Consider the following 21,959-nt stretch of genomic DNA (forward strand, 5'->3'; position numbering starts at 1 on the left):
AGCGGCAGCCTGCTGCCCGCGGGCGAGGCGGCGCTTGTCGTGCCGCTGATCCTGACGGCGATGCTGCTCCCGGCCTCGGTCGCGGGCTGGGGCTGGCGCGAGGGCGCGGCGGCGGCGCTCTTTCCCCTCGCCGGGCTGAGCGCAGAGGCCGGGCTGGCGGCCAGCATCGCCTACGGTCTCATCAGCCTGCTTTCAGCCCTGCCGGGCGCATTCTTCCTGCGCTGCACGCCGCGGGCGACCCCCGAGGGCGCCTCCGGCATTGCCTCACCCCACGATTAACCTAGTCTCATTTCAAACCGGGAGGGTCCCATGCATTTGCCGACACTCACTCGCCGCCTGTTTCTTGGCGGCACATTGTCCACCGCCGGGGCCGCATTGCTCGCGCCAGGGCGGGCGAGGGCGCAGGACGCGGTCGCCCTGCAACTGTCGTGGCTGCACTCGGTGCAATTCGGCGGCAGCTACCTCGCCCGGAAGAACGGGTACTGGCGCGACGCCGGGCTCGAGGTCTCGCTGCTGCCGGGGGGGGCCCAATGCGCCGGTCGAGCCGCCGGTGGTGGCGGGCACGGCGCTGGTGGGCATCTCGGCGGCGGATTACACCGCCGCGGCGGGGAACCAGGGCGCGCCCTTCAGGATCATCGGCGTGGCCATGCAGAAGAACCCCTTCGCCATCGCCTCGCTGCCGGACAACCCGGTCAACAGCCCCGCCGATCTGGTCGGCAAGAAGATCGGCATGGCGCTCGCCAACACCCCGGTGCTCGAGGCGCTCTGCTCGATCAACGGCGTGGACATCGGCGGCATCGAAGTGGTGCCGACCCAGTACGATGCCGCGCCGCTGGTGCAGGGGCAGGTGGACTGCCTGCTGTGCTGGGCCACCGACCTGCCCGTCGCGATGGAGATCCAGGGGGTGGAGAGCGTCACCATGCTGCTCGCCGATCATGGCTACGCGGTGCACTCGCAGACTTACATCGCCACCGAGGACAGCCTCGCCAACCGCCGTGACCAGCTCGTCGCGCTGATGAAGGGCGAGGTCATGGGCTGGCAGGACTATAAGGCCGATCCCGAGGCCGCCGCCGCGCTGAGCGTCGAGATGTTCCCCGACGCGGGGCTCGATCTCGCGACGCAGAAGCTGCAGGCCGAGCGGCAGGTGCCACTGATGTTCTCGGATCTGACCGAGGCCGAGGGCTTTGGCTGGTTCACCGAAGAGACCGTGGCCGCGAATGTCGAGACGCTGAATCTCCTGGGCAAGCCGGTGTCGCCGGATCTCTGGGACCGCTCCATCCTGGAGGAGGTGCATGGCTAGGGGGCGCCGCGCGATCCCGCGGGTCGCCCAGGAGTGATGGACAGGCGGCCCGATATCCATCTGGCCGGGGTCGCCAAGAGTTTCGCTGGGGCGACCCGCCCGGTCGAGGCGGTGGCGCCGGTCGATCTCGTGCTTGCCGGGGGGCAGATGACCGCGCTGGTCGGCCCCTCGGGTTGCGGGAAGTCGACACTGCTGCGGCTGATCGCCGGACTCGAACCGCCGTCCGAGGGCCGGATCACCATCGGCACCGAAAGCCCGGGCGAGCTGCGCCAGCGCGCCGGGCTGGCCGTTGCCTTCCAGGACGCGGCGCTGCTGCCGTGGCGCTCGGTCGAGGGCAATATCGCGCTGGGGCGGGCGCTCGCGCGGAAGCCGCGCGACCCGGGGATGATCCGCGAGCTGATGTCACTGGTCGGCCTGTCGGGCTTCGAGCGCAACCGCCCGGCGGAGCTTTCGGGCGGGATGCGCCAGCGCGCCGCCATCGCCCGCGCGCTGGCCGGCGAGCCGGAGCTTCTCCTGCTCGACGAGCCTTTCGCGGCGGTGGACGCCCTGACCCGCGACCGGCTCAACACCGAGCTGCCGCCGCTCTGGGAAGCGCGCGGCGCGACCTCGATCCTGGTGACCCATTCGGTGGCCGAGGCGGTGCGCCTGTCGGACCGCATCCTCGTGCTGACCCCGCGCCCGGCGCGCATCGCCGCCGACATTCCGGTGCCCCTGCCGCGCCCGCGCGGTCCCGAGGTGCTGGCCTCGGAGGCCTTTCGCGCGCTCTGCACCGAGGTGACCGACGCGCTGCGCGACCACCAGTACCCCGAGAGCGTCGCCGCACAATGAGCGCAGGCCGGGGACCCCTGCGCGGCGGCCCCGCCGCACTGCGCGCGCAGCACCCGCTGCCGCGCGGGCTTGGCCTTCTGCTCGTCCTGCTGATCTGGGAAGGGGTCGCCCGCGCCACGGCGGGGAGCTTCATCATCGCCGCGCCGAGCCAGATCGCGGGATACATGGTCAGCCATTCCGGGCTGCTCTGGCGGGCGTTCGGCGCGACGCTGGCCTCGGCGGTGCAGGGGTTCGTCTGGGGCAACCTCGCCGGAGTGCTGCTGGCGCTGCTGGTCGTGTTGCTGCCGCGCGGCGAGCGGCTCTTGTCGACGCTCGCGCTGCTGGTCTTCTGCCTGCCGCTGGTCGCCACGGGGCCGATCCTGCGGGTGCTCTACGGGCCGGGCACCGGTCCGCAGGTGACGCTGGCGGCGCTGGCGGTCTATTACACCACCTTTCTGCCGGTGCTGGTGGGGCTGCGCGCGGCGCCGCAGGGCTGGTTCGACCTCGTGCGCAGTTACGGGCGCGGGCGCATGACCGCACTGCGCGAGGTCCGGCTGCCCGCGGCGCTGCCTTACCTGGTTGCCGGTCTGCAGATCGCCGCCCCGGCGGCCTTTCTCGGCGCCATGGTCGGCGAGTTCACCGGCGCGGAGCGCGGGCTTGGCGTGCTGACGGTGCGCGCGTTGCGGGCGCTCGACCTGCCCGCCACATGGGCCATCGCGGTGATCGCCGCCGGGGTCTCGATGCTGGCCTTCGCGGCGGTGGGCGCGCTTGGCCGCCGCCTCGACCTGGCCCCGCCGGAAGTGCTCATGGCGCCACCCGTCGCGCGCAGCCGCCGGCCGTGGGAGGCCCCCGCACAGGCGCTGCTGGCGCTCGCCGCCGCGCTGCTGATCTGGAAGGGCAGCATGGAGGTCTTCGGCCTGCCGCGCTTCTTCGCCAAGCGGCCAGAGGACGTCTGGTTCTACCTCGTCACCGGCCCCGGCGCCGAGGCACAGCGCGCCCGGCTCTTCGCGGCACTCGGCGAGACCTTGGCGCTGGCCGGGCCGGGCTACCTCGCGGGGCTTGGGCTGGGGGCGGGGCTGGCGCTCCTGCTGGCGCTGGCGCCGCGCCTCGGGGGGGCGGTGATCCCGCTGTCGATCGCGCTGCGCTCGATCCCGATCATCGCCACCGCGCCGCTGATCGTCTGGGCACTCGGGCGGGGCACCGCGGGCACCATCACCGTCGTCGCGGTGATGATCTTCTTCCCGACACTGATCGCCTGCCAGCACGGGCTCGCCCGGACGCCGCGCGCGGTGCTCGACCTCTTCGAGGTCTACGCCTCGAGCCCGCTGCGCCGGCTGCTCGGTGCGCAGCTGCCCGCCATGCTGCCCGCCTTCTTCGCTTCGGCGCGGATGGCGATTCCCGCCGCCATCCTTGCCGTCACCACCGCCGAGTGGCTGGCGACGGGGCGCGGCGTCGGCGCGCTCATGGCGACGGTCGCCTCGACCTCGGATTACGGCATGCTCTGGAGCGCCATCGCCCTTGTCGGGCTGGCGGCGGTTCTGGCACATGCGCTGGTGGCCGCGCTCGAGCGCGCGGTTCTGGCCCGCACCAGCGCCGAGCAGCTTGCCCGATGAGACCCTGCGCCTTTGCCATCCCCGGCGATCACCGCCAGAAGACCGGCGGCTTCATCTACGAGCGCCGCCTGCTGGAGGAGTTGCAGGCGGCGGGCCGGGCGGTGACCCATATCGCGCTGCCCGCCGGGTCGGCGGCGGCGGATCAGGACGCTGCGCTGCGCCGCGAGGTCTCGGGGGTGCTGGAGGCCCTGCCTCCGGACCGGCCGCTCATCCTCGACGGGCTGGTCTTCGCCGCGATGCACCCCGAGGCGCTGGCCCGGCTGTCCTGCCCAGTGGTCGCCATGCTGCATCATCCGATGGGGATGGAGCAGGGGCTTCCCGCGGATGTCGCAGCGCGACTGCTTGAGCAGGAGACGGCGAACCTGTCGCTTGCGGCAGAGATCGTCGTCACCAGCCCCCATACGCGGCAGACCTACATCGGGCTCGGCGCCGACCCCGCGCGGACTACCGTCGCGCTGCCGGGCTACGACGGGCCGCGTGATCTGCCCCGCGTCGAGGCGGGGCCGCGCATCCTCTCGGTCGGCCTTCTGGCGCAGCGCAAGGGCCATGACGTGCTGATCCGGGCGCTTGCGCTGGTCGCGGACCTCGACTGGAGCGCGCGCATCGTCGGAAAGACCCACAGTCCCGCCTACGCCGACGAGCTGGCCGCGCTCATTGCAGAGCTGGGGCTGCGCCAGCGGGTCGACCTCGCCGGTGAGATTTCCGATGCGGCGCTCGCCGAGGCCTATCGCAGCGCCCGGATCTTCGCACTCGCGACGCGCTACGAGGGCTACGGGATGGCGCTGGCCGAGGCGCTCTGCCACGGGTTGCCGATCGTGAGCTGCGCCACCGGCGCGGTGCCCGGCACCGTCGGACAGGCCGCCCTGCTCGCCGCCCCGGATGACCCCGAGGCGTTCGCCGCGCACCTGCGAACCCTGCTCCGGTCCGGCACCGCCCGGGACGAGCTCTCCACCCGCTCCCGCGCTCTGGGGCGGGCTCTGCCGCGCTGGAAGGACACCGCAGCGGTCATGGGGCGGGTTCTGGATGGACTTCGGCGCTGAACCGGAGGCCGTGCAGCCCTCAGTCGCGATCAGGTTTGGCCGGATATTCGGGGCGAATCTCGCGCTTCTGGCGCAGCAATCACAAGCGCAGGCGCGACCCGCTCAAGCGCCTGATCCAGTGTGTGGCCGTCATGGTGCTTGCGGGCCGCAGCTGGAGTGCGCCCCAGCGGATGGACCAGGTTGGCCGGTTGAATTGACCTCCTGCGGGCTTTCAGAGGAAGAATGCCTATGCCCAGACGCCACCGAAGGCATAGTGCCGAATTCAGGCGCCAGGTCGTCTCCGAGTTTCAGGGCGGCGAGACGCTTCACGCGCTCGGCCGCCGCCACGACCTGTCGCGCAACCAGATCCGGGTCTGGATCGAAAAAGCGGAAGCAGGCGCGCTCGACCAAGACGTGGCGGCGGCCGAGCTGATGGCCGACCACGAAGCCCGGATCGTTGCGCTGGAGCGGCTTGCCGAACAGGGCTTCTTCGGATCTATGAGCCGCCGCGGCAACCCGTACGAGTTCAAGCTGGTCCGCGCCAGCGGATCGAACGGTCCGGGGGACCGTTCGAAGGCGCAGAACGCAAAGGCCCAGAGCGTCATGAAGACACTGAAGGTGGAGGACGCTTACCTTATGGAGTATGAGACGCTCGACGACGTCGCCACCGGCCCGCCCCGTTTCATCGAGGCCTACAACCACCGCCGCCTGAGAATGTCCATCCGCAGGGGCGCACTCCAGTAGGGGGGGCAATTTTGCGAGCCGATTGACAGAAGGCCGCCGAAGAGGGAAGCCGATCAACGGCTATAAGGGCAAAACCGCGGTTAGGCGGGGCATTCGACGTGCGCGAAAACTCTTGACTGGGACGCCCCCCGTTCCCGAAGTCCTGAGCCAGGGGCCACCCCTTCGGGTAGTTTGACAACTCTCCTGGAGGTCCTGAAGGAGCACTCGGGCATCAGGTTTTCGAAGATGTCATCCATAGAGCTTCAAACAACTGTCGTTGCATTGTGGCGAACTCTACGCTTTCGATGATCATCCCATAGTTTTCGCGCATGGACGAGATCAGGCAGACCTTGTCGTCATAGATGAATGTCGTCATCGACAAGAGGACATTCTCAGGGGCGAAGCGGAGATTGCGCAGATCGCCGGAATCCGACGGCCAGATCGAGGCGACATCTTTCGTGCGGGACCGGATCACCCGGAGCCAGATCTGCTTTTCCTTGCGGGCGGCGATGAAATTCTCCATTTCCTCAAGCCCCGGAACATCGCGCAGCTCGTCCATGGACAAAATGCCCAGCAAGGTCGGGTTTGGGCCCTTGATGCTCAAGGTGTCTTTCAGCGCGATCAAAATCCCCTCGCGTCCTTCGTGATACCGAATGCGGGGCTTGCCCTTCGCGCGATTATAGAGTGAGCGCAGTTCCGGCATAACCTCGTTGAGCATCTGTTTGCGGGCTTCGATCCGCTCCAGCAGGACAGAGGGATCTTCGGCGACAACAATGCGCTTGTTGCCGCGTTTCACGATGACAACGAGACCCTCTTCCTCCAGACGCGACAGCGCGTCATAGGCCGTGGTGCGGACCAGACCTGCGCGCGTGGCCACATCGGAAATGGGCGCCTCGCCCAGTTCGATCGCCGCGACATACAAGCGGTAGAGCGTACCGCTAATGCCGAGCTTCGACAGTTTTCCTTGAAAATCATACATCCGTCAGGCCCCAAACCTCTAAACTCCTAAAATAATGCGGCTTCATAACGCCCACAAGGGAATCTTTCCTGTCGGAAGCATTCGACAAACCGAGTCGATTCGTGTGTCGAAAACGTCCGACAGAATGCCTGAAGTCCTCACAGAATCGCCTAATAAGTGATCAAGTTCGAACGATCATGATCGTTTGAACGCCATAATAGGCTGAAAAAGCGGGATTATATGGGCAATGTTGACAGGCGGGCGCAAAATTCACACAAAACACCGGTGTCTAAACCAATCGACTAACCGAGGTGAGCGATGACTTTCAAAGCGGCAGTGATCCAGGCAGGCGCCGTGCCATTCGATATCGAGGCCAGCCTCGCCAAGGCGGAGGTGCTGATTGCCGAGGCCGGTGCGCAGGGCTGTCGTCTCGCCGTGTTCCCCGAAGCCTATATTTCCGCATACCCCAAGGAGCAGAGCTACGAGATCTCCGTCGGGGTGCGCACGGACGCAGGTCGAGAAGAGTTCCGGCGCTACGCCGACAGCGCCATTGAAATCCCCGGCGCCGAGGCCGAGCGTCTGGGACAGGCGGCCGCCGCAGCCGGGCTTTACCTCGTGATGGGCGTCATCGAACGCGAGGCGGGCACGCTCTATTGCACGGTGGTCTTCTTTGGCCCCGACGGGGCGCTTTTGGGCAAACATCGCAAGCTGATGCCAACCGGCGCGGAACGTCTGGTCTGGGGCTTTGGCGATGGCTCGACACTGCCCACCTTTGACACTGACATTGGCAACCTCGGCGCCGTGATCTGCTGGGAAAACTACATGCCGATGATGCGCATGGCCATGTATGGTCAGGGCATCAACCTCTATTGCGCCCCCACCGCCGACGACCGGGACAGCTGGCAAGCGACAATGAGACACATCGCCCTCGAAGGGCGCACCTTTGTGTTTTCGAGCTGCCAGGTGCTGAGGGAAAAAGACTTCCCCGAAGACTATGCCTTCACCCGGACCGATCCCGATCGCATCATGATGCGCGGTGGCAGCGTGATCCTTGATCCCTTGGGCAATGTCCTTGCCGGGCCGCTGTTCGACGAAGAGGGCATCCTTGTCGCGGAGATCGATCTGAACGCCGTGACACGGGGCAAGCTCGATTTCGACGCCGCCGGGCACTACGCCCGTCCGGATGTTTTCGAACTGCGGGTGAACACGACGCCCCGCGCGCCAGTCACCTACTCCAGAGCCAATGGATAAGGGGGTGGCGATGCAACGCTTATCCGGCGCTTTCACCCACTTGCTCAACCTGCTCTCCGGGCTCGCCTTTGCCGCCGCCCTTCTAATCAACGCCGCCAATGTTGCAGGGCGATACCTGTTTCACAGCCCGATCTTCTGGGCCGAGGAGGTCACGACCCTGCTCATCATCTGGTCGGTGTGCCTGATGTCCTATCGGTTGACCCTGCACGGGGAAAACCTCTCTGCCGAAATTCTCAAACCGCTTTTGCCGCGTGCCGCATTGCGCTGGGTCGCCTTTGTCCTCGCCGCCGCAGGCGCCATCCTCTGCGGCTATTTCGCCTATAACGCCTATCTCGTCGTCGAGTTGGTCGCCCGGTTCTCCCAGGTGACAAACGTGGCCGAAATTCCCAAGCAATACGTCAATGGCTCGATCTTCGCGGCCTTTGTGCTGGCCTGCCTTGGTGGCATCGTGCGCGGCCTCTCGCTGCTCGTTTCCGACCAGCTCCTCGCCGCATCCGAGCCCGTCGAAGTTCAAGACGCACTGGCAGGTTCCAAATGACACTCATCGCCATTCTCGCCGGCTTGCCGCTGCTGCTGCTGATCGTCGGCTTGCCGATCTATCTTGTCCTGCTGACCACCGCGAGCGCCGCCATCCTCACCCAGATGAGTGTCCCCGCCACGATGGTGCCGCAGATCATGTTCGGTGGCCTGGATAAATTCGCCCTGCTCTCCGTGCCGTTCTTTATCTTTGCAGGTGAGATCATGTCGCGCGGCGGCGTGTCGCGGCGCATCGTCAATTGCATCCTGATGCTGTGCGGCGGATTGAAATCCGCCCGCCCGATGACGGCCATCGGCGCCAGCGAATTTTTCGGCGCGGTCTCCGGCTCAAGCCCGGCCACCGTCGCCGCCATCGGCCGGTTGATGTACCCGAGCCTGCGCGACGGCGGCTATAGCGAAAAGTTCTCCCTTGGCCTCATCACCTCCGCAGGCGGCATCGCAAGCGTCATGCCGCCCAGCATCCTGATGATCCTTTATGCGGCCTCCTCCGAGCAATCCGTCACCGCGCTCTTTGCCGCCGGGATTCTGCCCGCCCTGCTGCTCGGCCTCGTCATTGTCGGATACATCCTCTGGGTGTCACGCAAAATGAAACCTTCGGGCGCCGACACCGTGCAAAAAGGCGAGGCCCTGTCGCTCCTGCTCTCGGCCCTGCCCGCACTCGGTACGCCTGTCGTCATCCTCGGCGGCATTTATTCCGGCATCTTTTCCCCGACGGAATCGGCAGGTGTTGCGGGCGTCTACGGTGTTCTGGTCGCGCGGTTCTTTTATCGTGAAATCACGTGGCGCGAAATCTGGAGCGTTGTGCTCAGCTCTGCCCACCTGACCGCGCAAATCCTGCTCGTCGTCGCCGCCTCCGGGGTTTTTTCCTGGGTCCTCACCACCAGCGGCGTGCCGCAAACCCTCGTCAATTTCGTCGAAGCCGCCTCAAGCGAGCCCTGGGTGGTCCTGCTGACGATCAACATCTTCCTGCTGATCGTCGGCTGTTTGATGGACCCGGTCTCCGCGATCGTTCTGTTGACGCCGATGCTGGTGCCCGTGGTCACCCATCTCGACGTAAACCTCGTCCACTTCGGCGTTATCATGGCCGTGAATCTGAGCATCGGCATGTTCACACCGCCCTTCGGTCTGAACATCTTCACCTCCAATGCCCTGTTCGGCGCCCCGATTTCGCGCATCAGCGCCGGATTGGTGCCCTTCATCATCCTGCAAACGCTGGCCCTACTTCTGATCACCTACGTGCCCGCGATCTCCCTGCCGCAACTCTTGTTCTGATCCCTCTCTCTGACCCTCAAAATGGAGCTCTCACATGTCACTATTCCGACCCAGCCGACGCAACATGGTCAAAGCCGCGGGCACCTGCCTCGTGCTCGCGACCCTCGGCGCCGCCCCTGCCTTTGCGCAAGAGTTCACCATGAAACTGGCCACCGCCACGGTGAATGATGTCCAGACAGAAGCCATCAAACGCTTTGCCGCACGTGTCGAGGAACGTTCCGAAGGCCGAATCAAAACCGAGCTGTACCCCGCTGCACAGCTTGGTTCGAACGCCCGTATGATCGAGGGCCTGCAATTCGGCACCGTCGAGTTCTACACCGGCCCCGCCGCCTATCTCGTTGGCGTCGACACGCGCTTTCAGGTCACCGACCTGCCCGCGATTTTCGAAGATGCCCGCCACGCTCAACGGGTGTTCAGCGATCCGACTTTCCGCGAAACCTTCCTCAACCTCGGCACCGACAAGGGCCTCGTCGGTCTTGGCACCTATATCTACGGCAACACCGCCTTTGCGACCGCCTTTCCCGGCGACACCGTAGAGGCCTTCAACGGCAAAAAACTCCGCGTGCTCGCCTCAAAAGTCGAACGCAAAGGCGTCGAACTAATGGGTGCCACCGCCGTGCCCATCGACTTCAGCGAGGTTGCCACAGCCTTGCAGCAAGGCACCGTGGACGGCATGAAAAGCTCGCCGCCCGCCTTCACCTCGCTCAAACTCTACGACATCGTGAAACACATCACCGCCACCGAAGACGGCGTGATGGGCGAAGTCATGATGGCCAGCAAGATTTGGTGGGACACCCTGCCAGAAGACTTGAAAACCATGCTGCAAGAAGAGGCCACCGCCCTTGAGCCAGAGCTTTACGACTATGTTCTGGAAGATCAGGCCAACGCCTACAAAACCTGGGAAGAGATGGGGGGCACCGTCCATTACCTCCCGAAAGACGAACGTGACGCCCTTCTGGCCGAAATGCGCGTCGCTGTGCTTGAGCTGTTGAACGAAGATCCCAAGACCGCGGAGATGCTCGCGGTGCTTCTGGACGCTGCAGAGCGCACAGCAACGCAGTAAGACATCCCCAAAACCCGCGCTGCCCTGTCCCATGTCAGGGCAGCCGCTGTTTGAGAGAGGCTTTTCCATGCACTACGACTTGACGTCCCTCGAGGCGCGCAAACGCTACAAACTTCTGTCGTCGCTTGTGGTGCCGCGCCCGATTGCATGGGTATCCACCCTCTCGCCCGATGGCATCGTCAATCTTGCCCCCTATAGTTTCTTCAACGTGATGGGCCATGACCCGGCAATTGTGGCGCTTGGAATTTTGGAACACCCCGAAAAACCGCTCAAAGACACCGTGCGCAACATCATGGAATCCGAACGTTTTACGGTCAATCTGGTGACCGAAGCGCTGGCGGCACAGATGAACCAGACCGCGACGGACCTGCCCTACGCCGAAAGCGAAGCCGACATAGCCGCGCTCGCCATGGCCCCAGCCACTGCCAACGGGGTTCCCGGCATCGCGCAGTCGCCTGTCCGGTTGGAATGTCAGTTGATGCAAACCATATCGACGCGCACACGCCAGAAAATCGTTCTGGGGGACATTCTCGCGCTTCACGTCGAGGACGCGCTCATGCTCGATTCAGAGGCGGCCAGAATTGATCTAGAGGCGTTTCTGCCGATTGCTCGCATGGGCGGCGCGGGCCTCTATTGCAGAACGGCGGATCGTTTCAGCCTTGCGCGCCCGGACAGAAACACCCAGCCGCTTGACTGAGCCGACCGGGGGAGCTGACGGCATCAAGGCCGCCACCGCGCGGGAGCTGTACACCACGTGGCAGCGCTGCCGTGTCCACTTCCGCCGCGCTGGCTGCGGCCGCTTTGCGCCCGCGGGGGTCTCCTTGCCCGCCGGTGCCAGGTCAGGTGTGACGTCGGCCTCGGCTCTTGCGGCCTGGGCGTGGCGTGGCCCGCGTAGCGGGCCGTGGCCTCTGCGAGCCGGCTGCTCGCCTTTGCTTGCTCGGCGGCATTTGGCAGCGCATGCGGCATGCCCTTGACAGCCTGCAAGGCGTCGCGATCGCGCGGGGTCAGGCTGGCGATGTCGAGATCCCCGGTGAGCACCGAGATCATCTTGGCTGGCACCTCGGTCAGCACCGTGCGCAACGCCGGGGTGGGGGAGTCGGGCCTGACGGTCTTGAGGATGTCCTCGAACCATTCGAGCGTCCGCTCGGCAATCGAGTAGTCCGACTGCCCGGGCCGGATCAGAACGAGATCGGTGGCGAGGATCAGGTCTTCGGTGTCGGCATTGGCGCCCGGGCGGGTGTCGATCAGGACGAGATCATAGCCCTCGGCTTCCATGCGGTCGTATTTCAGTCTTGGTCTGCTCACGTCGCTCTCCGGTCCCGGCAATGCGTTCATGGAAAAGCTGTCGCAGGCGTTCTTCGCGTCGGCGCAAACCCCGGAAGAAGGAGGCTCTCTCATGGTCGAGCCCGATACCCTGATGCCGTCCGAAACCCACGCCACCGCGCAGGACGCGCGCTTTGATCCCGTCGCGGCCATGGTGCAGGCGCGGGACAAGATGCTGGCCGAAGCGCAGGAGACCTGGGACAGCATCCAGGCCATGGAGGCCAGCCCCGAGCGCGTGCGGATGGAGGCGGAGTTCTCCCGCACCAGCGCGGAGCTGCTGTCTGCGACGCAGGCCGATCCCTTCTTCCGAGATCACGCCACGATTGCGGAGCCGGGTGACGATCTCTTTGCAAATCTCACCCTGTCATCCCTGCAGCATGTGCGTGAGGGGCTGTGGGCAGACGATCCGCGTGTCGGCAAGATCACCAGAACGCTGGACGATCTGCGGGACGCGCTGACCAGCGCGTTCTCGAAAGACCCCGAGGTGGTGGCGCAGATGGGGACGGCGCCGGAGGAACTTGCCGGGTGCGTGCTGCAAGGGGCGCATTCCATCGCGCAGGCGGCGATGTGGCGGGCGCGGGCGGAAAGCCTGGACGAGGAGTCCTCCGCGCGCCTGACCGTGGTGCTGGAGAAGGGACATCGGATGGTCGAGGGCGTGGCGGTGCCGCGGGATCTTGCCGAGCATCTGGCCCTCGATCAGCTGCTTACCTTGGACAAGCACCACCAGCTTGCCGACGTTCTCGTCATCGAGGCCCTCGTCGATCGGATGGCCGGCGCGTTGTCCAATGGGGACCTCGCGAAGGTGTTCGCGGGAGACAGCACGCCGCTGCAGGATGAGATCCGCGATCCCGCCGTTCGGGCGGCCGTCGCGGCCGAGCTGAAGAACGAAGCCGATGTCGTGGCCGGGCATGGACCCAGAGAGGGCGAGACCGTGGAGGCCTATCAGGCCATGGCGCACGCGTGTCAAGCTGAACTGGCGGCAGAGCGGTCGCCAGACCACTTGCGCCGATGCCGGCGGTCCGGCGGCAGCCAGTCCAAACGTAAGGCTGAGACTTATCAGACGTTTCCACATGATCTTCTCCTTCCCCTTCCTGGGGTCGGAGAACTCAAGGACAACGACCCCCGCTCCAAGTTGCGTCATGTATATGGTGTCTGAGCACTGCGATTACACCGAAGTTTGCCGAGCTTTTGATCCGCTGCGTGAGTAACCGTCTTTGTCTTGCTGTCCCATTCAGGTGTCGGGCGCAGATCGACTCTGAGGTGCGTGGCCACAATCCAAGGATTTTGTGTGCATCAAAAAATATTTTGCTGCAGACCGCCAGTGTGTGTATCAATTTCGTATTTGATGCACACGAGCGAAACGCAGGTACAAGATGGATCCGATATCGCACTCCCGCGCCGCCCAAGTCGCGTATCAAGACTTGCTGCGCATGCATCTCGACGAGGCGGCGTCGGAGATCATCGGCAGTATCGAGGAGCGTCGCCGCAATGGGCGGACCTATCTCTATGACCGGTTCCGGATCGGGACCGAGATGAAGAGCCGCTACCTCGGCGAGGACAGTCCAGAATTGCGCGATCGCCTGGCACGCGCTGCCGACTTAAAAGCAGAGGCCCAAGAGCGAAGAAAACGCATGTCTCGTCTGGCGCGCGTTCTGAGGGCCGAAGGCATGATCGCAACCGATCGGGAGACCGGCTCCTTGCTCCTGGCGTTCGCGCGCGCGGGCGTCTTCCGGCTGGGCGGTACGTTGATCGGAACCGGAGCCTACGGGCTCTATCAGGGGGAGCTTGGCGTTCGCTTTGACTCTGAAGAGCTTGCCCAGACAGGTGACATCGATTTCGCGAGTTTCGAGCGGCTCTCAGTGGCACTTGGCGACCGGGTGGAGGAAGAGCCGGGGGAGATTCTACGGTCGATGAAATTCGAAGCTGTCCCCGGGGTTTATGATCGGCAGATCTGGAAGTGGCGCCAAAGCGGCGGCGAAGCCATGGTCGAGTTCCTGACACCGGCTTTTGGCGACGAGGGCATCAAGCCGCTTCCGGCACTGGGGGTCAGCGCACAAGCGTTGAACTACCTCAATTTCCTGATTGCGGAGCCGATTCACGCCTTGGCGCTCTACCGCTCCGGAGTCCTTGTGCAGATCCCGCGCCCCGAGCGCTTTGCAATCCACAAGCTGATCGTGGCCAGCAGACGGCACGGCGGGCCGGACGAAGCGAAGGCACGAAAAGACCGGGCCCAGGCTGAGTTCCTCATCGGCATCCTCGCCGACGATCGGCCTGACGAACTCGCCGAAGCTTACGACCACGCGCTGTCGCAAGGCCCCCGATGGCGAGAGCGGATCGCCTCAAGCCTCGGACGCATGTCGGGCACAAAAGACCTTCTGCACAGGCTCGCGTAAACTGGAGAGGATGGTCCAAGGATCAGGAGGTTTGGTCTGCGTGACGAATGACTTCACCCCGTTATCCCGACGGGTTGTCCAGAGGCGGCCTCAGACCGCAAACCTCCTGAGTATATGGCATGCGGCGCCATCGGCTATGTAGATCTTCCTGAGGGGGCGGTTCAATTCGTTAATCCGCAATGCGCTTGCGGCCGTACGCCGGTCGTCAACCCTTGCGTTCGTGAGGGATCTCCACCCCCAGCGCCCGTGCCAGGCGAGAAAAGGTGGTCGGGGAGAGCCCGCTGGACGCGGCGATCGATCGCAGGCTCGTGGTCGCAGCTTCGATCGGGTTCTGGACAATGTGGTCGGCCGCTTGCTGCAAACCCTCGGTGAGCTCGGCGTAATGGCTCGCCACCAGATCGGTAATCGTTTTGCTGTCTGAACCCGGTGCCATCAGTCCCCCCGTTTCGCCGAAAAGTTAAATTTGTAATTATATGAGTCAATCAGAGTTACGAACGTAACAAGAAAATCTGCTGATGGTCGGCCCGCCTGCTGTCACGGGCTATACCGCCTTGCCCGGCGGAAAGCGGCACCGTCGATGGATGCGTAAAATAGGCTTAGGGCGCGACCCGGTCGGCAAGCGCTCCGGCTCGCAGGCAACCCTGATGCAGCACTGCACGGAAGCCACGCTGCATCCCGAGAGCGGAGCCGCTTGGGCTGAGATCCTGGAGCGAATTGGCGTAAGGGTCGCGCGTCCCAAGACTGGCGGCTGCGGCATGGCGGGAACATGGGGCCACGAAACCCGGAACGCAGAGGCAGCCGCCCGGATCTTTGCGCAGTCATGGGACCCCGCTCTGCAAAGCAGCGCGGGACCGGTCATCGCGTCAGGATATTCCTGCCGGTGTCAGGCGGAACTCCATACGGGCATCCGGCCACGGCATCCGCTCAGCCTGATCAGGGACATGCTGAACCCGGATCGAAGCCACGGCAACCTGACCGAACGGTAGCGCAAGCGTGGCGATACCGGCTTCAGCCACGCCTGCTGCCGCGCGGATTCTGCGCTTTCTTCCCTTCTCGTCGAAGCCATGCGGCAAGATGGACCGAGGGTTCCAAGGCTTGGCCGCTTGGCGTCACGAGGTAGTATTGCGCGCCCGACTTTGCCGGCAGGTGCGCGATCATCTGAAGTGTGCCATTGGCGAGTTCCTTCTCGATGAAGTACGAAGGGATAAGCGCAGCCCCCAGGCCAGAAATCGCCCCCGAGATGACCAGCGAGAACTGATCGAAAAGCGTTCCTGACCCGTCCTGACTTGGGTCGAGATTGTAGGCACTGCGAAATTCTTCCCATTGGTTCGGGCGCGACGACAGATAGAGCGGCGGTATGCGGTTGAGGTCTGCGGCGCTTGCGATGTTCCGTTGGCGCGCCAGGTCCGCTGAAACAACGGCGAGAACGTCCTCGGGACACAGGGATTGCAACTGCCCGCTTGGCCAGTCCTCAGTTCCATAGTGGATTGCCAGGTCGATCCGCTCCTCCAACAGATCGAAAGGTTCGGTGTAGCTTCGGATCGATACGGTGACGTCCGAGTGTTCCGCAAGATACCTGCTCAATCTCGGAACCAGCCAGTGGGCCGCAAAAGTCGGCGGTGCCCCGATCGCAATGTGACTGCGCCGCCCCCCCGACGCGACCGCGCGCTCGACTGTTTGCTCGAGGCTGTGCAGGTCCCGCTCCAGGTCACGAGCAAGGCGCAGGCCGGCGTCGGTCAGGCGGACGGCGCGGCCTTCTCGCCGGAACAGGCTGACACCGATCTGGCGCTCCAGCTCCCGGACCTGCCGGTTCGCAGAGCCTTGCGTGATACCAATCTCCTCTGCCGCAAGGGTAAAGCTCTCATGTCGTGCCGCGGCCTCAAAGCAGGTCAGAGCGGAGATTGATGGAAGTCGGCGGCGCATTGCATATCAATTCCATTACCATTAGGCACGAATATTGTCCTTTTTCGTGCATATTCCAAGAACGTCGTATGCCCTATCCTGCCATGGACCTGAAGTTTGAGGTTTATTGCCGCCGAAAGGACAAGTTATGCGATCGGCTGATGACCATGCCATGCAAGACATCCGCGCAATATCCGGTCCGATACGGGACGACGGCGACATTGCCGCCGCGCGCCTCAAGGGGCTGGAACTATCCGAGATCGTACAGATCTCCGAACGCGCCGCGGCGCTGCGTGCGGAAGGGCGGGACATCATCGCGCTGAGCACCGGCGAGCCGGACCTGCCAACGCCGGACTTCGTGATCGACGCCGCACATCAGGCCGCCTGCGCCGGTCAGACCCGCTATACGGCAACCGTGGGCACTCCTCAGTTGCGCGCGGCCGTTGCGCAAGGCGCCGGAGTTACGCCATCCGAGGTCATCATCTCGACCGGTGCCAAGCAGGTGCTTGCGAACGCGATGTTGGCCACGCTGGATCCGGGCGACGAGATCGTGATACCCGCGCCCTTTTGGACCAGCTACGGCGATATCGTCCGCCTTGCTGGGGGCGTTCCCGTGATCATTCCCTGCGACATGGCGGATGATTTCAAGTTGAGCGACGCCGCGCTGGAACAGGCGATAACGCCGCGCACGCGCTGGCTGATGCTCAACTCCCCCTCAAACCCAACGGGCGCCGTCTACTCGGAACAGGAAATCCGCGCGCTTGCCGACGTGCTCGAAAAGCACCCTCAGGTCTGGGTGCTTACGGATGAGATCTATCGCGAACTGTCCTTCGTCCCTTTCACGTCGTTCACCGATGCCGCGCCAGCCCTGAAGGACAGAACCCTTGTCGTCGATGGCGTATCCAAGGCCTGGTCGATGACGGGATGGCGCATTGGCTGGGGAATCGGTCCGCGCAAGCTCGTCGGCGAGATGATCAAGGTACAGGGTCAGATCACGTCCGGAGCCTGCTCGGTCTCGCAAGCCGCCGCCCTCGCCGCAATCACCGGACCGCGGGAGGAACTGGCCAGGCGCAATGAACTATTCCTGCGCCGCCGGGATACTGTCGCCGCAAGACTATCGGCCATAAAGGGGTTGCATTGCCCGCCATCCGACGGTGCGTTCTATGTATTCCCCTCATGCGCTGAGTTGCTGACGTCGCAAGGCGGCTCGTTCGCCTCCGACACCGAATTCTGCGCCTGGCTTCTCGAAAAGACTGGCGTCGCGGTGGTGCCGGGGCGCGCTTTCGGTTTGCCTGGACACTTCCGACTTTCGTTTGCCTATTCCGACGCCGATCTGGAAGAGGGCATTTCTCGGATTCATGCGGCTTTGGACAGGAGGGCCAATTGATGGACGGCAATGAACCCTCCCTTTCCACAGTCGACCGGGAAGCCCCTTTCCGGCTGACGAAGACCGCGAACGGCTATGTGCTGAAACGGCTATGTACTGAACGGTTCCAAGATGTGGATCGTCAAGCGCAACAACTGCGGCAGGGCCTTGGATGTCGCTCGGATGGCGCGGGACATGTGTGGCGGCAACGGTATTCAGGAGGACTTCCAGGTCATGCGCCATGCGATGAACCCCGAAACCGTCAATACCTATGAAGGCACCCATGACGTTCATGCCCTGATCCTCGGGCGGGCGATCACCGGGTTGCAGGCTTTCTTCTGATTTTTTCTGCGAGTGATGCATGGACCGCGCCGAAATCGTACATGAGAACTTCCTGAAGCGGGTGGCCGGTGGCGACCTGCCTGGTGGCGTCCCGCCCTCGGGGCCGCTTTCCGGGCCTGAAGCGGTCACGGTCTATCGGGCCGGGTGCCTGTCACGCGCACTCGACCGGCAGAGCCGGGTGATGCAGAAGGGGGGGCAGGGCTTCTACACCATCGGCTCGTCGGGGCATGAAGGTCTGGCAGCGGTAGCTGCGGCGCTTCGGCTGACCGACATGGCGTTCCTGCATTACCGCGACGCGGCCTTCCAGATTGCGCGGGCGGGGCAGGTGCCGGGCCAGTCCATCGCCTGGGACATGCTGCTGTCGTTCGCGGCCTCGTCCGAGGATCCGATTTCGGGCGGGCGGCACAAGGTTCTGGGGTCCAAGGCGCTGAACATCCCGCCCCAGACCTCCACCATCGCCTCGCACCTGCCCAAGGCGGTCGGCGCGGCCTATGCCATCGGCGCAGCGCGGCGCCGGGCGCCCGAACACAAGGCGCTGCCCGACGATGCCATCGTCTACTGTTCGTTCGGCGACGCCTCGGCCAACCATTCGACTGCGCAAGGCACGTTCAACACGGCGCAGTGGACCTCCTACCAGTCGGTCCCGCTCCCACTTCTCTTCGTCTGCGAGGACAACGGCATCGGCATTTCCACCAAGACGCCGAAGGGCTGGATCGCGGCGACTTTCCGGGATCGGCCGGGGCTCAAGTATTTCCACTGCAACGGTCTCGATATCTACGAGACGTTCCGTGTGGCGTCGGAGGCCGCGCACTATGTTCGCACCCGAAAGAAGCCCGCCTTCCTGCATGTCGGCACCATTCGGCTTTACGGCCATGCCGGGGCCGATGTGCCGACGACCTATCTCAGCCGCGAGGAGGTCGAGGCCGAGGAGGCGAACGATCCGCTCCTGCATTCGGTACGGCTGATGGATCAGGCCGGGGCGCTGGCACCGGCCGGGGCGCTCTCGATCTACGAAGAGACGAACGCCCGCGTTGCGCGAATTGCAGGTGAGGCGGTCACGCGCCCCCGGCTGAAGACGGCGGGCGACGTCATGGCCAGTATCATCCCACCGAAACGGCTGTGCCGCCCTACGAACGGCCCGACGCCCGAAGCCCGTGCCGCGGCCTTCGGGCCCGACACGAAGGCGATGGACGAGCCGCAGATCATGTCGCGCCTGATAAACTGGGCGCTGACCGACCTGATGCTGGAACATCCCGAAGTCGTCATGATGGGCGAGGATGTGGGCCGCAAGGGCGGCGTCTATGGCGTGACGCAGAAATTGATCGCCCGCTTCGGCCCCGACCGGATGATCGACACGCTCCTGGATGAACAATCCATCCTCGGTCTCGCAATCGGCATGGCGCAGAATGGCTTCATCCCCATGTTCTACGAGTTCGATCTCGAGACGCATATACCAACAAGACGGAACAGGACCGAGATTTGTGACAGGCAGAGCCGGTGTTGTTTCGTCTCGAACGTCCGCACCGCCGCAGCGAATGGTCTCAACCAGCCGATTCCGTGGAAAAACACCCGTTCGCGAGCGCAGAAGATCGACGGCTGAACGTGGTGCGAGCGGCTTTCCTGTCAGGCGTTTCGCGGCTGCTGCGGTGCAGGATGCTGATCGACACGTAAATCATCACGCATAGGCAGAGCTACCCGACACACGTGGGCGTGGAAACCCGTCAGGGCTTTTCAAGACAGATGACACTCGCTTTGAGTGGGCTGACGCTTGCTACGACGAAGGCTGGGATAGCGAAGGCGTGAAGCGCGGAGACATCAACTATCGCAGCGCTTCGCGCCTTTGCGTTAGGCGCACTTCGCCGGTCTCTGGGACCCGGCGAAAGTACTAGCTTTCAAACACCCCAGAAATTTGATCGTCAGCAAAATTCTGATAGAATTGCCTTCGGGTCTTAGGTCTCAGGAGGGTAAGCTAGTGCGGAAGCCGACACAATCTGATGACCAGCCAGGCGGCCAGCCAAGCAACCTGATGGAGCGCATTGCGTCAGTGCAGCTACGTGCGCGAGCGATATCAACTGAGGCGACACTGAGCGAGGCTGAGTTAAAAGCTTTCATGGATGAACAGTGGGCTGAAAACAGCTAGGGGACTTCACGCGGCATACTCCAGCTCGAGACTGTTGGTACAATCTGCGGTTCGCTCTGTTCGGCGACTTAACTCAAGTTCAAATTGACATAGGCAGCCTACGTTGTGCGGCGGGAGCGGTTGTTGTGACATTCCACAAAGTTTCGGTCAGATACCGTCAATTCAAGCATCAAGCGCCGGAGGACCGGCACCCGTTCCCTGAGCCACGCACGAGCCTGGCATCGCCACGACGGGCGGATGTTGTTGAAAAAGTCGGCCCGAGAACGCGTTTTGGGCTGCCCTCAGGCTCGGGTGTCGCCGTTTGGTTCGGGCAATCGCCCGTCGCGCCGCCTTGTAGCGACTATCTGGCCACTTAGATCATGCCGTGGCCTCCAATTTTGCGCACTGAGGCCGCAGCTTCGCGAGTTTTCGGAGGTTCTGGGCGATGGCGGCGAGGAGGAATTCGTCCTTGGCACCATTGGGGCCGCGCAGGCGTAGCCGGTTCAGGCCGAGGATGCGCTTCAAGTGGGCGAAGAGCATCTCGACCTTCTTCCGCTTGTCTCGGGATACCTTGTAGGCCTTGGTCTTGCGGCATTCGCGCGCGAACTCGCGTGCTTCCTCGTGGGGTTCACGGGTGACGTATCGGGCCTCCGCTTTAGGGCAGCAGATTTCCTTGGATGGACAGGCCTGACAGGTCGCCTTCAAGGCGCGGTATTTCTTTCGCCCGCCGGTGTCCTGACCCCGGTTCGGATCGGAGTAGTTACGGCGATATTGCTTGAGGGCGTGACCCTCGGGGCAGATGTATTGATCATTCGCCTCGTCCCATTCGAAGTCGGACCTGGACCAGGTGCCATCGGTCCGCTCTGATTTATCGATGACGGGAATGAATGGTATGATCCCACGCTCTTTGACCAACCACCCGAGGTTCTCGGCATTGCCGTAAGCCGTATCCGCAGCTATCCAGTCTGGTCTGATGCCGAAGCGCGTTTCCGTGCGATCAAGCATGGTGCGTGAAGCGCCCACCTCGGCCTGCCGGATTGCCCGTGTCGCCTCAACATCCATGATCACCGAGCTCTTGGTGTCGATCAGGTAGTTGGTCGCATAGGCAAAATACGGGCGGCTTTCCTCGGCGCGGGACCATTGCGCAGCCGGATCGGACTTGGCCACGAACTTCGGCTGGACCGGTGATGCGGCTCCGAAGGCGGCATCGTCGAGTGTTTCCAGATATTCGCGTGCCGCCCGGTTTACGGCCTCGCGCGCAACCTCCGGGCTCCAGTCTTCGGCCGCAATAGACCGGACCTTATTGGCGTCAGCCGGGATCAGGCTTGCGTCGACGGCAAATCCTTCACCCGCGACCAGATCCTCTTTCAGGCAGCGTTCGACGGTCGCCTCGAACACCTGCCGGAGCAGATCACTGTCACGGAACTTGCCATGACGATACCGGGAAAAGGTTGAATGATCCGGCACCTTCCCTTCCAGACCCAGACGACAAAACCAGCGATATGCGAGGTTCACATGGACCTCATCGCAAAGGCGCCGCTCTGAACGGATTCCCATGACATACCCGATGACCAGCATCCGGATGATCAGCTCTGGATCGATCGAGGGACGCCCCATGTGGCTGTAGAACGGGCGCACGGCCTCCCGCATGCCACCCACGTCCAGGAAGTGGTCAATCTCGCGAAGCATGTGACCGGAAGGAACATGACGCTCCAGATCGAAGTCATAGAACAACTGTGCCGGTGCCGTTTGGGTGCCCATCATGACGAAATCCTCCAATCCCCTCATAATCGAGTGAATCAAAGGACTTGCCGCCCTGCAACAAAGACTTTTTCAACAGCATCGGCGGGTTTCGGACTTTCGCTGCAGTTGATACCGATGGCGACTCCGCCAGAAAACGGGTTCGGCGAGTTGAGCGAATGGTGTACCTGCGAAACGTCTGCCCTGACCAAACATCCGAAATTTTGGGGC

At 63.8% G+C, this 21,959-nt stretch carries 16 protein-coding genes and 5 pseudogenes; 16 read left to right on the forward strand and 5 right to left on the reverse strand.

The features are described 5' to 3' along the window. From HC022_RS04525 to HC022_RS28970, 6 genes and pseudogenes are all read left to right on the forward strand, one after another. Positions 1–279, forward strand: a pseudogene (locus HC022_RS04525) (lysylphosphatidylglycerol synthase domain-containing protein); the annotation flags it as partial. A gap of 30 nt (positions 280–309) precedes the next feature. After that, positions 310–1,300, forward strand: a pseudogene (locus HC022_RS04530) (ABC transporter substrate-binding protein). 33 nt (positions 1,301–1,333) lie between these two features. Next, the gene (locus HC022_RS04535) at positions 1,334–2,128 is read left to right on the forward strand and encodes an ABC transporter ATP-binding protein (RefSeq protein ID WP_167451514.1); all 795 of its coding nucleotides are present in this window, start codon (positions 1,334–1,336) and stop codon (positions 2,126–2,128) included. Then, entirely contained in the window at positions 2,125–3,720 is a 1,596-nt protein-coding gene (locus HC022_RS04540) for an ABC transporter permease (RefSeq protein ID WP_175583454.1), read from the forward strand. Before HC022_RS04535 ends, HC022_RS04540 begins: the two co-directional genes overlap by 4 nt. Beyond that, complete coding sequence (locus tag HC022_RS04545) at positions 3,717–4,760, forward strand: glycosyltransferase family 4 protein (RefSeq protein WP_167451515.1); 1,044 nt, start codon at positions 3,717–3,719, stop codon at positions 4,758–4,760. Before HC022_RS04540 ends, HC022_RS04545 begins: the two co-directional genes overlap by 4 nt. A 228-nt stretch (positions 4,761–4,988) precedes the next feature. Next, positions 4,989–5,483, forward strand: coding sequence for a transposase (locus HC022_RS28970; protein WP_254884935.1), 495 nt, complete (start codon positions 4,989–4,991; stop codon positions 5,481–5,483). Between the two features lie 211 nt (positions 5,484–5,694). Here the strand turns inward: HC022_RS28970 and HC022_RS04555 are convergent, their stop codons facing one another. Next, positions 5,695–6,441 carry a TrmB family transcriptional regulator gene (locus tag HC022_RS04555; protein ID WP_167451516.1) on the reverse strand — a complete coding sequence of 249 codons (747 nt, stop codon included), beginning with the start codon at positions 6,439–6,441 and terminating at the stop codon, positions 5,695–5,697. Between the two features lie 297 nt (positions 6,442–6,738). On the opposite strand from HC022_RS04555, the gene HC022_RS04560 reads away from it, so the two are divergent. From HC022_RS04560 to HC022_RS04580, 5 genes are all read left to right on the forward strand, one after another. Continuing rightward, on the forward strand, positions 6,739–7,671 hold the full coding sequence (locus tag HC022_RS04560) for a carbon-nitrogen hydrolase family protein (RefSeq protein ID WP_167451517.1): 933 nt from the start codon (positions 6,739–6,741) through the stop codon (positions 7,669–7,671). Between the two features lie 10 nt (positions 7,672–7,681). Further along, positions 7,682–8,209, forward strand: a complete 528-nt coding sequence (locus HC022_RS04565; RefSeq protein WP_254884936.1) for a TRAP transporter small permease — start codon at positions 7,682–7,684, stop codon at positions 8,207–8,209. Beyond that, entirely contained in the window at positions 8,206–9,480 is a 1,275-nt protein-coding gene (locus HC022_RS04570) for a TRAP transporter large permease (protein WP_167451518.1), read from the forward strand. Before HC022_RS04565 ends, HC022_RS04570 begins: the two co-directional genes overlap by 4 nt. 34 nt (positions 9,481–9,514) lie before the next feature. Then, positions 9,515–10,543 (forward strand): TRAP transporter substrate-binding protein, encoded by a 1,029-nt coding sequence (locus HC022_RS04575; RefSeq protein ID WP_167451519.1) that lies wholly within the window; start codon positions 9,515–9,517, stop codon positions 10,541–10,543. 67 nt (positions 10,544–10,610) lie between these two features. Next, on the forward strand, positions 10,611–11,240 hold the full coding sequence (locus HC022_RS04580) for a flavin reductase family protein (RefSeq protein WP_167451520.1): 630 nt from the start codon (positions 10,611–10,613) through the stop codon (positions 11,238–11,240). Between the two features lie 206 nt (positions 11,241–11,446). On the opposite strand, the pseudogene HC022_RS28975 reads toward HC022_RS04580, so the two are convergent. Beyond that, positions 11,447–11,941 (reverse strand): annotated as a pseudogene (locus HC022_RS28975) (hypothetical protein); the annotation flags it as partial. On the opposite strand from HC022_RS28975, the gene HC022_RS04590 reads away from it, so the two are divergent. Together HC022_RS04590 and HC022_RS04595 are read left to right on the forward strand one after the other, a co-directional pair. Further along, entirely contained in the window at positions 11,877–13,022 is a 1,146-nt protein-coding gene (locus HC022_RS04590) for a hypothetical protein (protein WP_167451522.1), read from the forward strand. The pseudogene HC022_RS28975 and the gene HC022_RS04590 sit on opposite strands and share 65 nt — an antisense overlap. A gap of 217 nt (positions 13,023–13,239) precedes the next feature. Further along, entirely contained in the window at positions 13,240–14,259 is a 1,020-nt protein-coding gene (locus HC022_RS04595; protein ID WP_167451523.1) for a GSU2403 family nucleotidyltransferase fold protein, read from the forward strand. Between the two features lie 205 nt (positions 14,260–14,464). Here HC022_RS04595 and HC022_RS04600 read toward each other — a convergent pair whose 3' ends face one another. After that, on the reverse strand, positions 14,465–14,692 hold the full coding sequence (locus HC022_RS04600) for a hypothetical protein (RefSeq protein WP_167451524.1): 228 nt from the start codon (positions 14,690–14,692) through the stop codon (positions 14,465–14,467). A gap of 575 nt (positions 14,693–15,267) precedes the next feature. After that, on the reverse strand, positions 15,268–16,182 hold the full coding sequence (locus HC022_RS04605) for a LysR substrate-binding domain-containing protein (protein WP_167451525.1): 915 nt from the start codon (positions 16,180–16,182) through the stop codon (positions 15,268–15,270). Positions 16,183–16,333: 151 nt separating this feature from the next. On the opposite strand from HC022_RS04605, the gene HC022_RS04610 reads away from it, so the two are divergent. The 3 genes and pseudogenes from HC022_RS04610 to HC022_RS04620 all read left to right on the forward strand — a co-directional run. After that, entirely contained in the window at positions 16,334–17,548 is a 1,215-nt protein-coding gene (locus tag HC022_RS04610; protein ID WP_167451526.1) for a pyridoxal phosphate-dependent aminotransferase, read from the forward strand. 117 nt (positions 17,549–17,665) lie between these two features. Further along, positions 17,666–17,869 (forward strand): annotated as a pseudogene (locus HC022_RS04615) (acyl-CoA dehydrogenase family protein); the annotation flags it as partial. Between the two features lie 19 nt (positions 17,870–17,888). Further along, positions 17,889–19,292 (forward strand): annotated as a pseudogene (locus HC022_RS04620) (thiamine pyrophosphate-dependent enzyme); the annotation flags it as partial. 1,074 nt (positions 19,293–20,366) lie between these two features. Here the strand turns inward: HC022_RS04620 and HC022_RS04625 are convergent. Then, positions 20,367–21,752, reverse strand: coding sequence for a transposase (locus HC022_RS04625; protein ID WP_167451527.1), 1,386 nt, complete (start codon positions 21,750–21,752; stop codon positions 20,367–20,369). Positions 21,753–21,959: the final 207 nt, after the last annotated feature.

Origin of the sequence: Salipiger sp. HF18 (assembly GCF_011806505.1) — a bacterium.
Lineage (GTDB): Bacteria > Pseudomonadota > Alphaproteobacteria > Rhodobacterales > Rhodobacteraceae > Salipiger > Salipiger thiooxidans.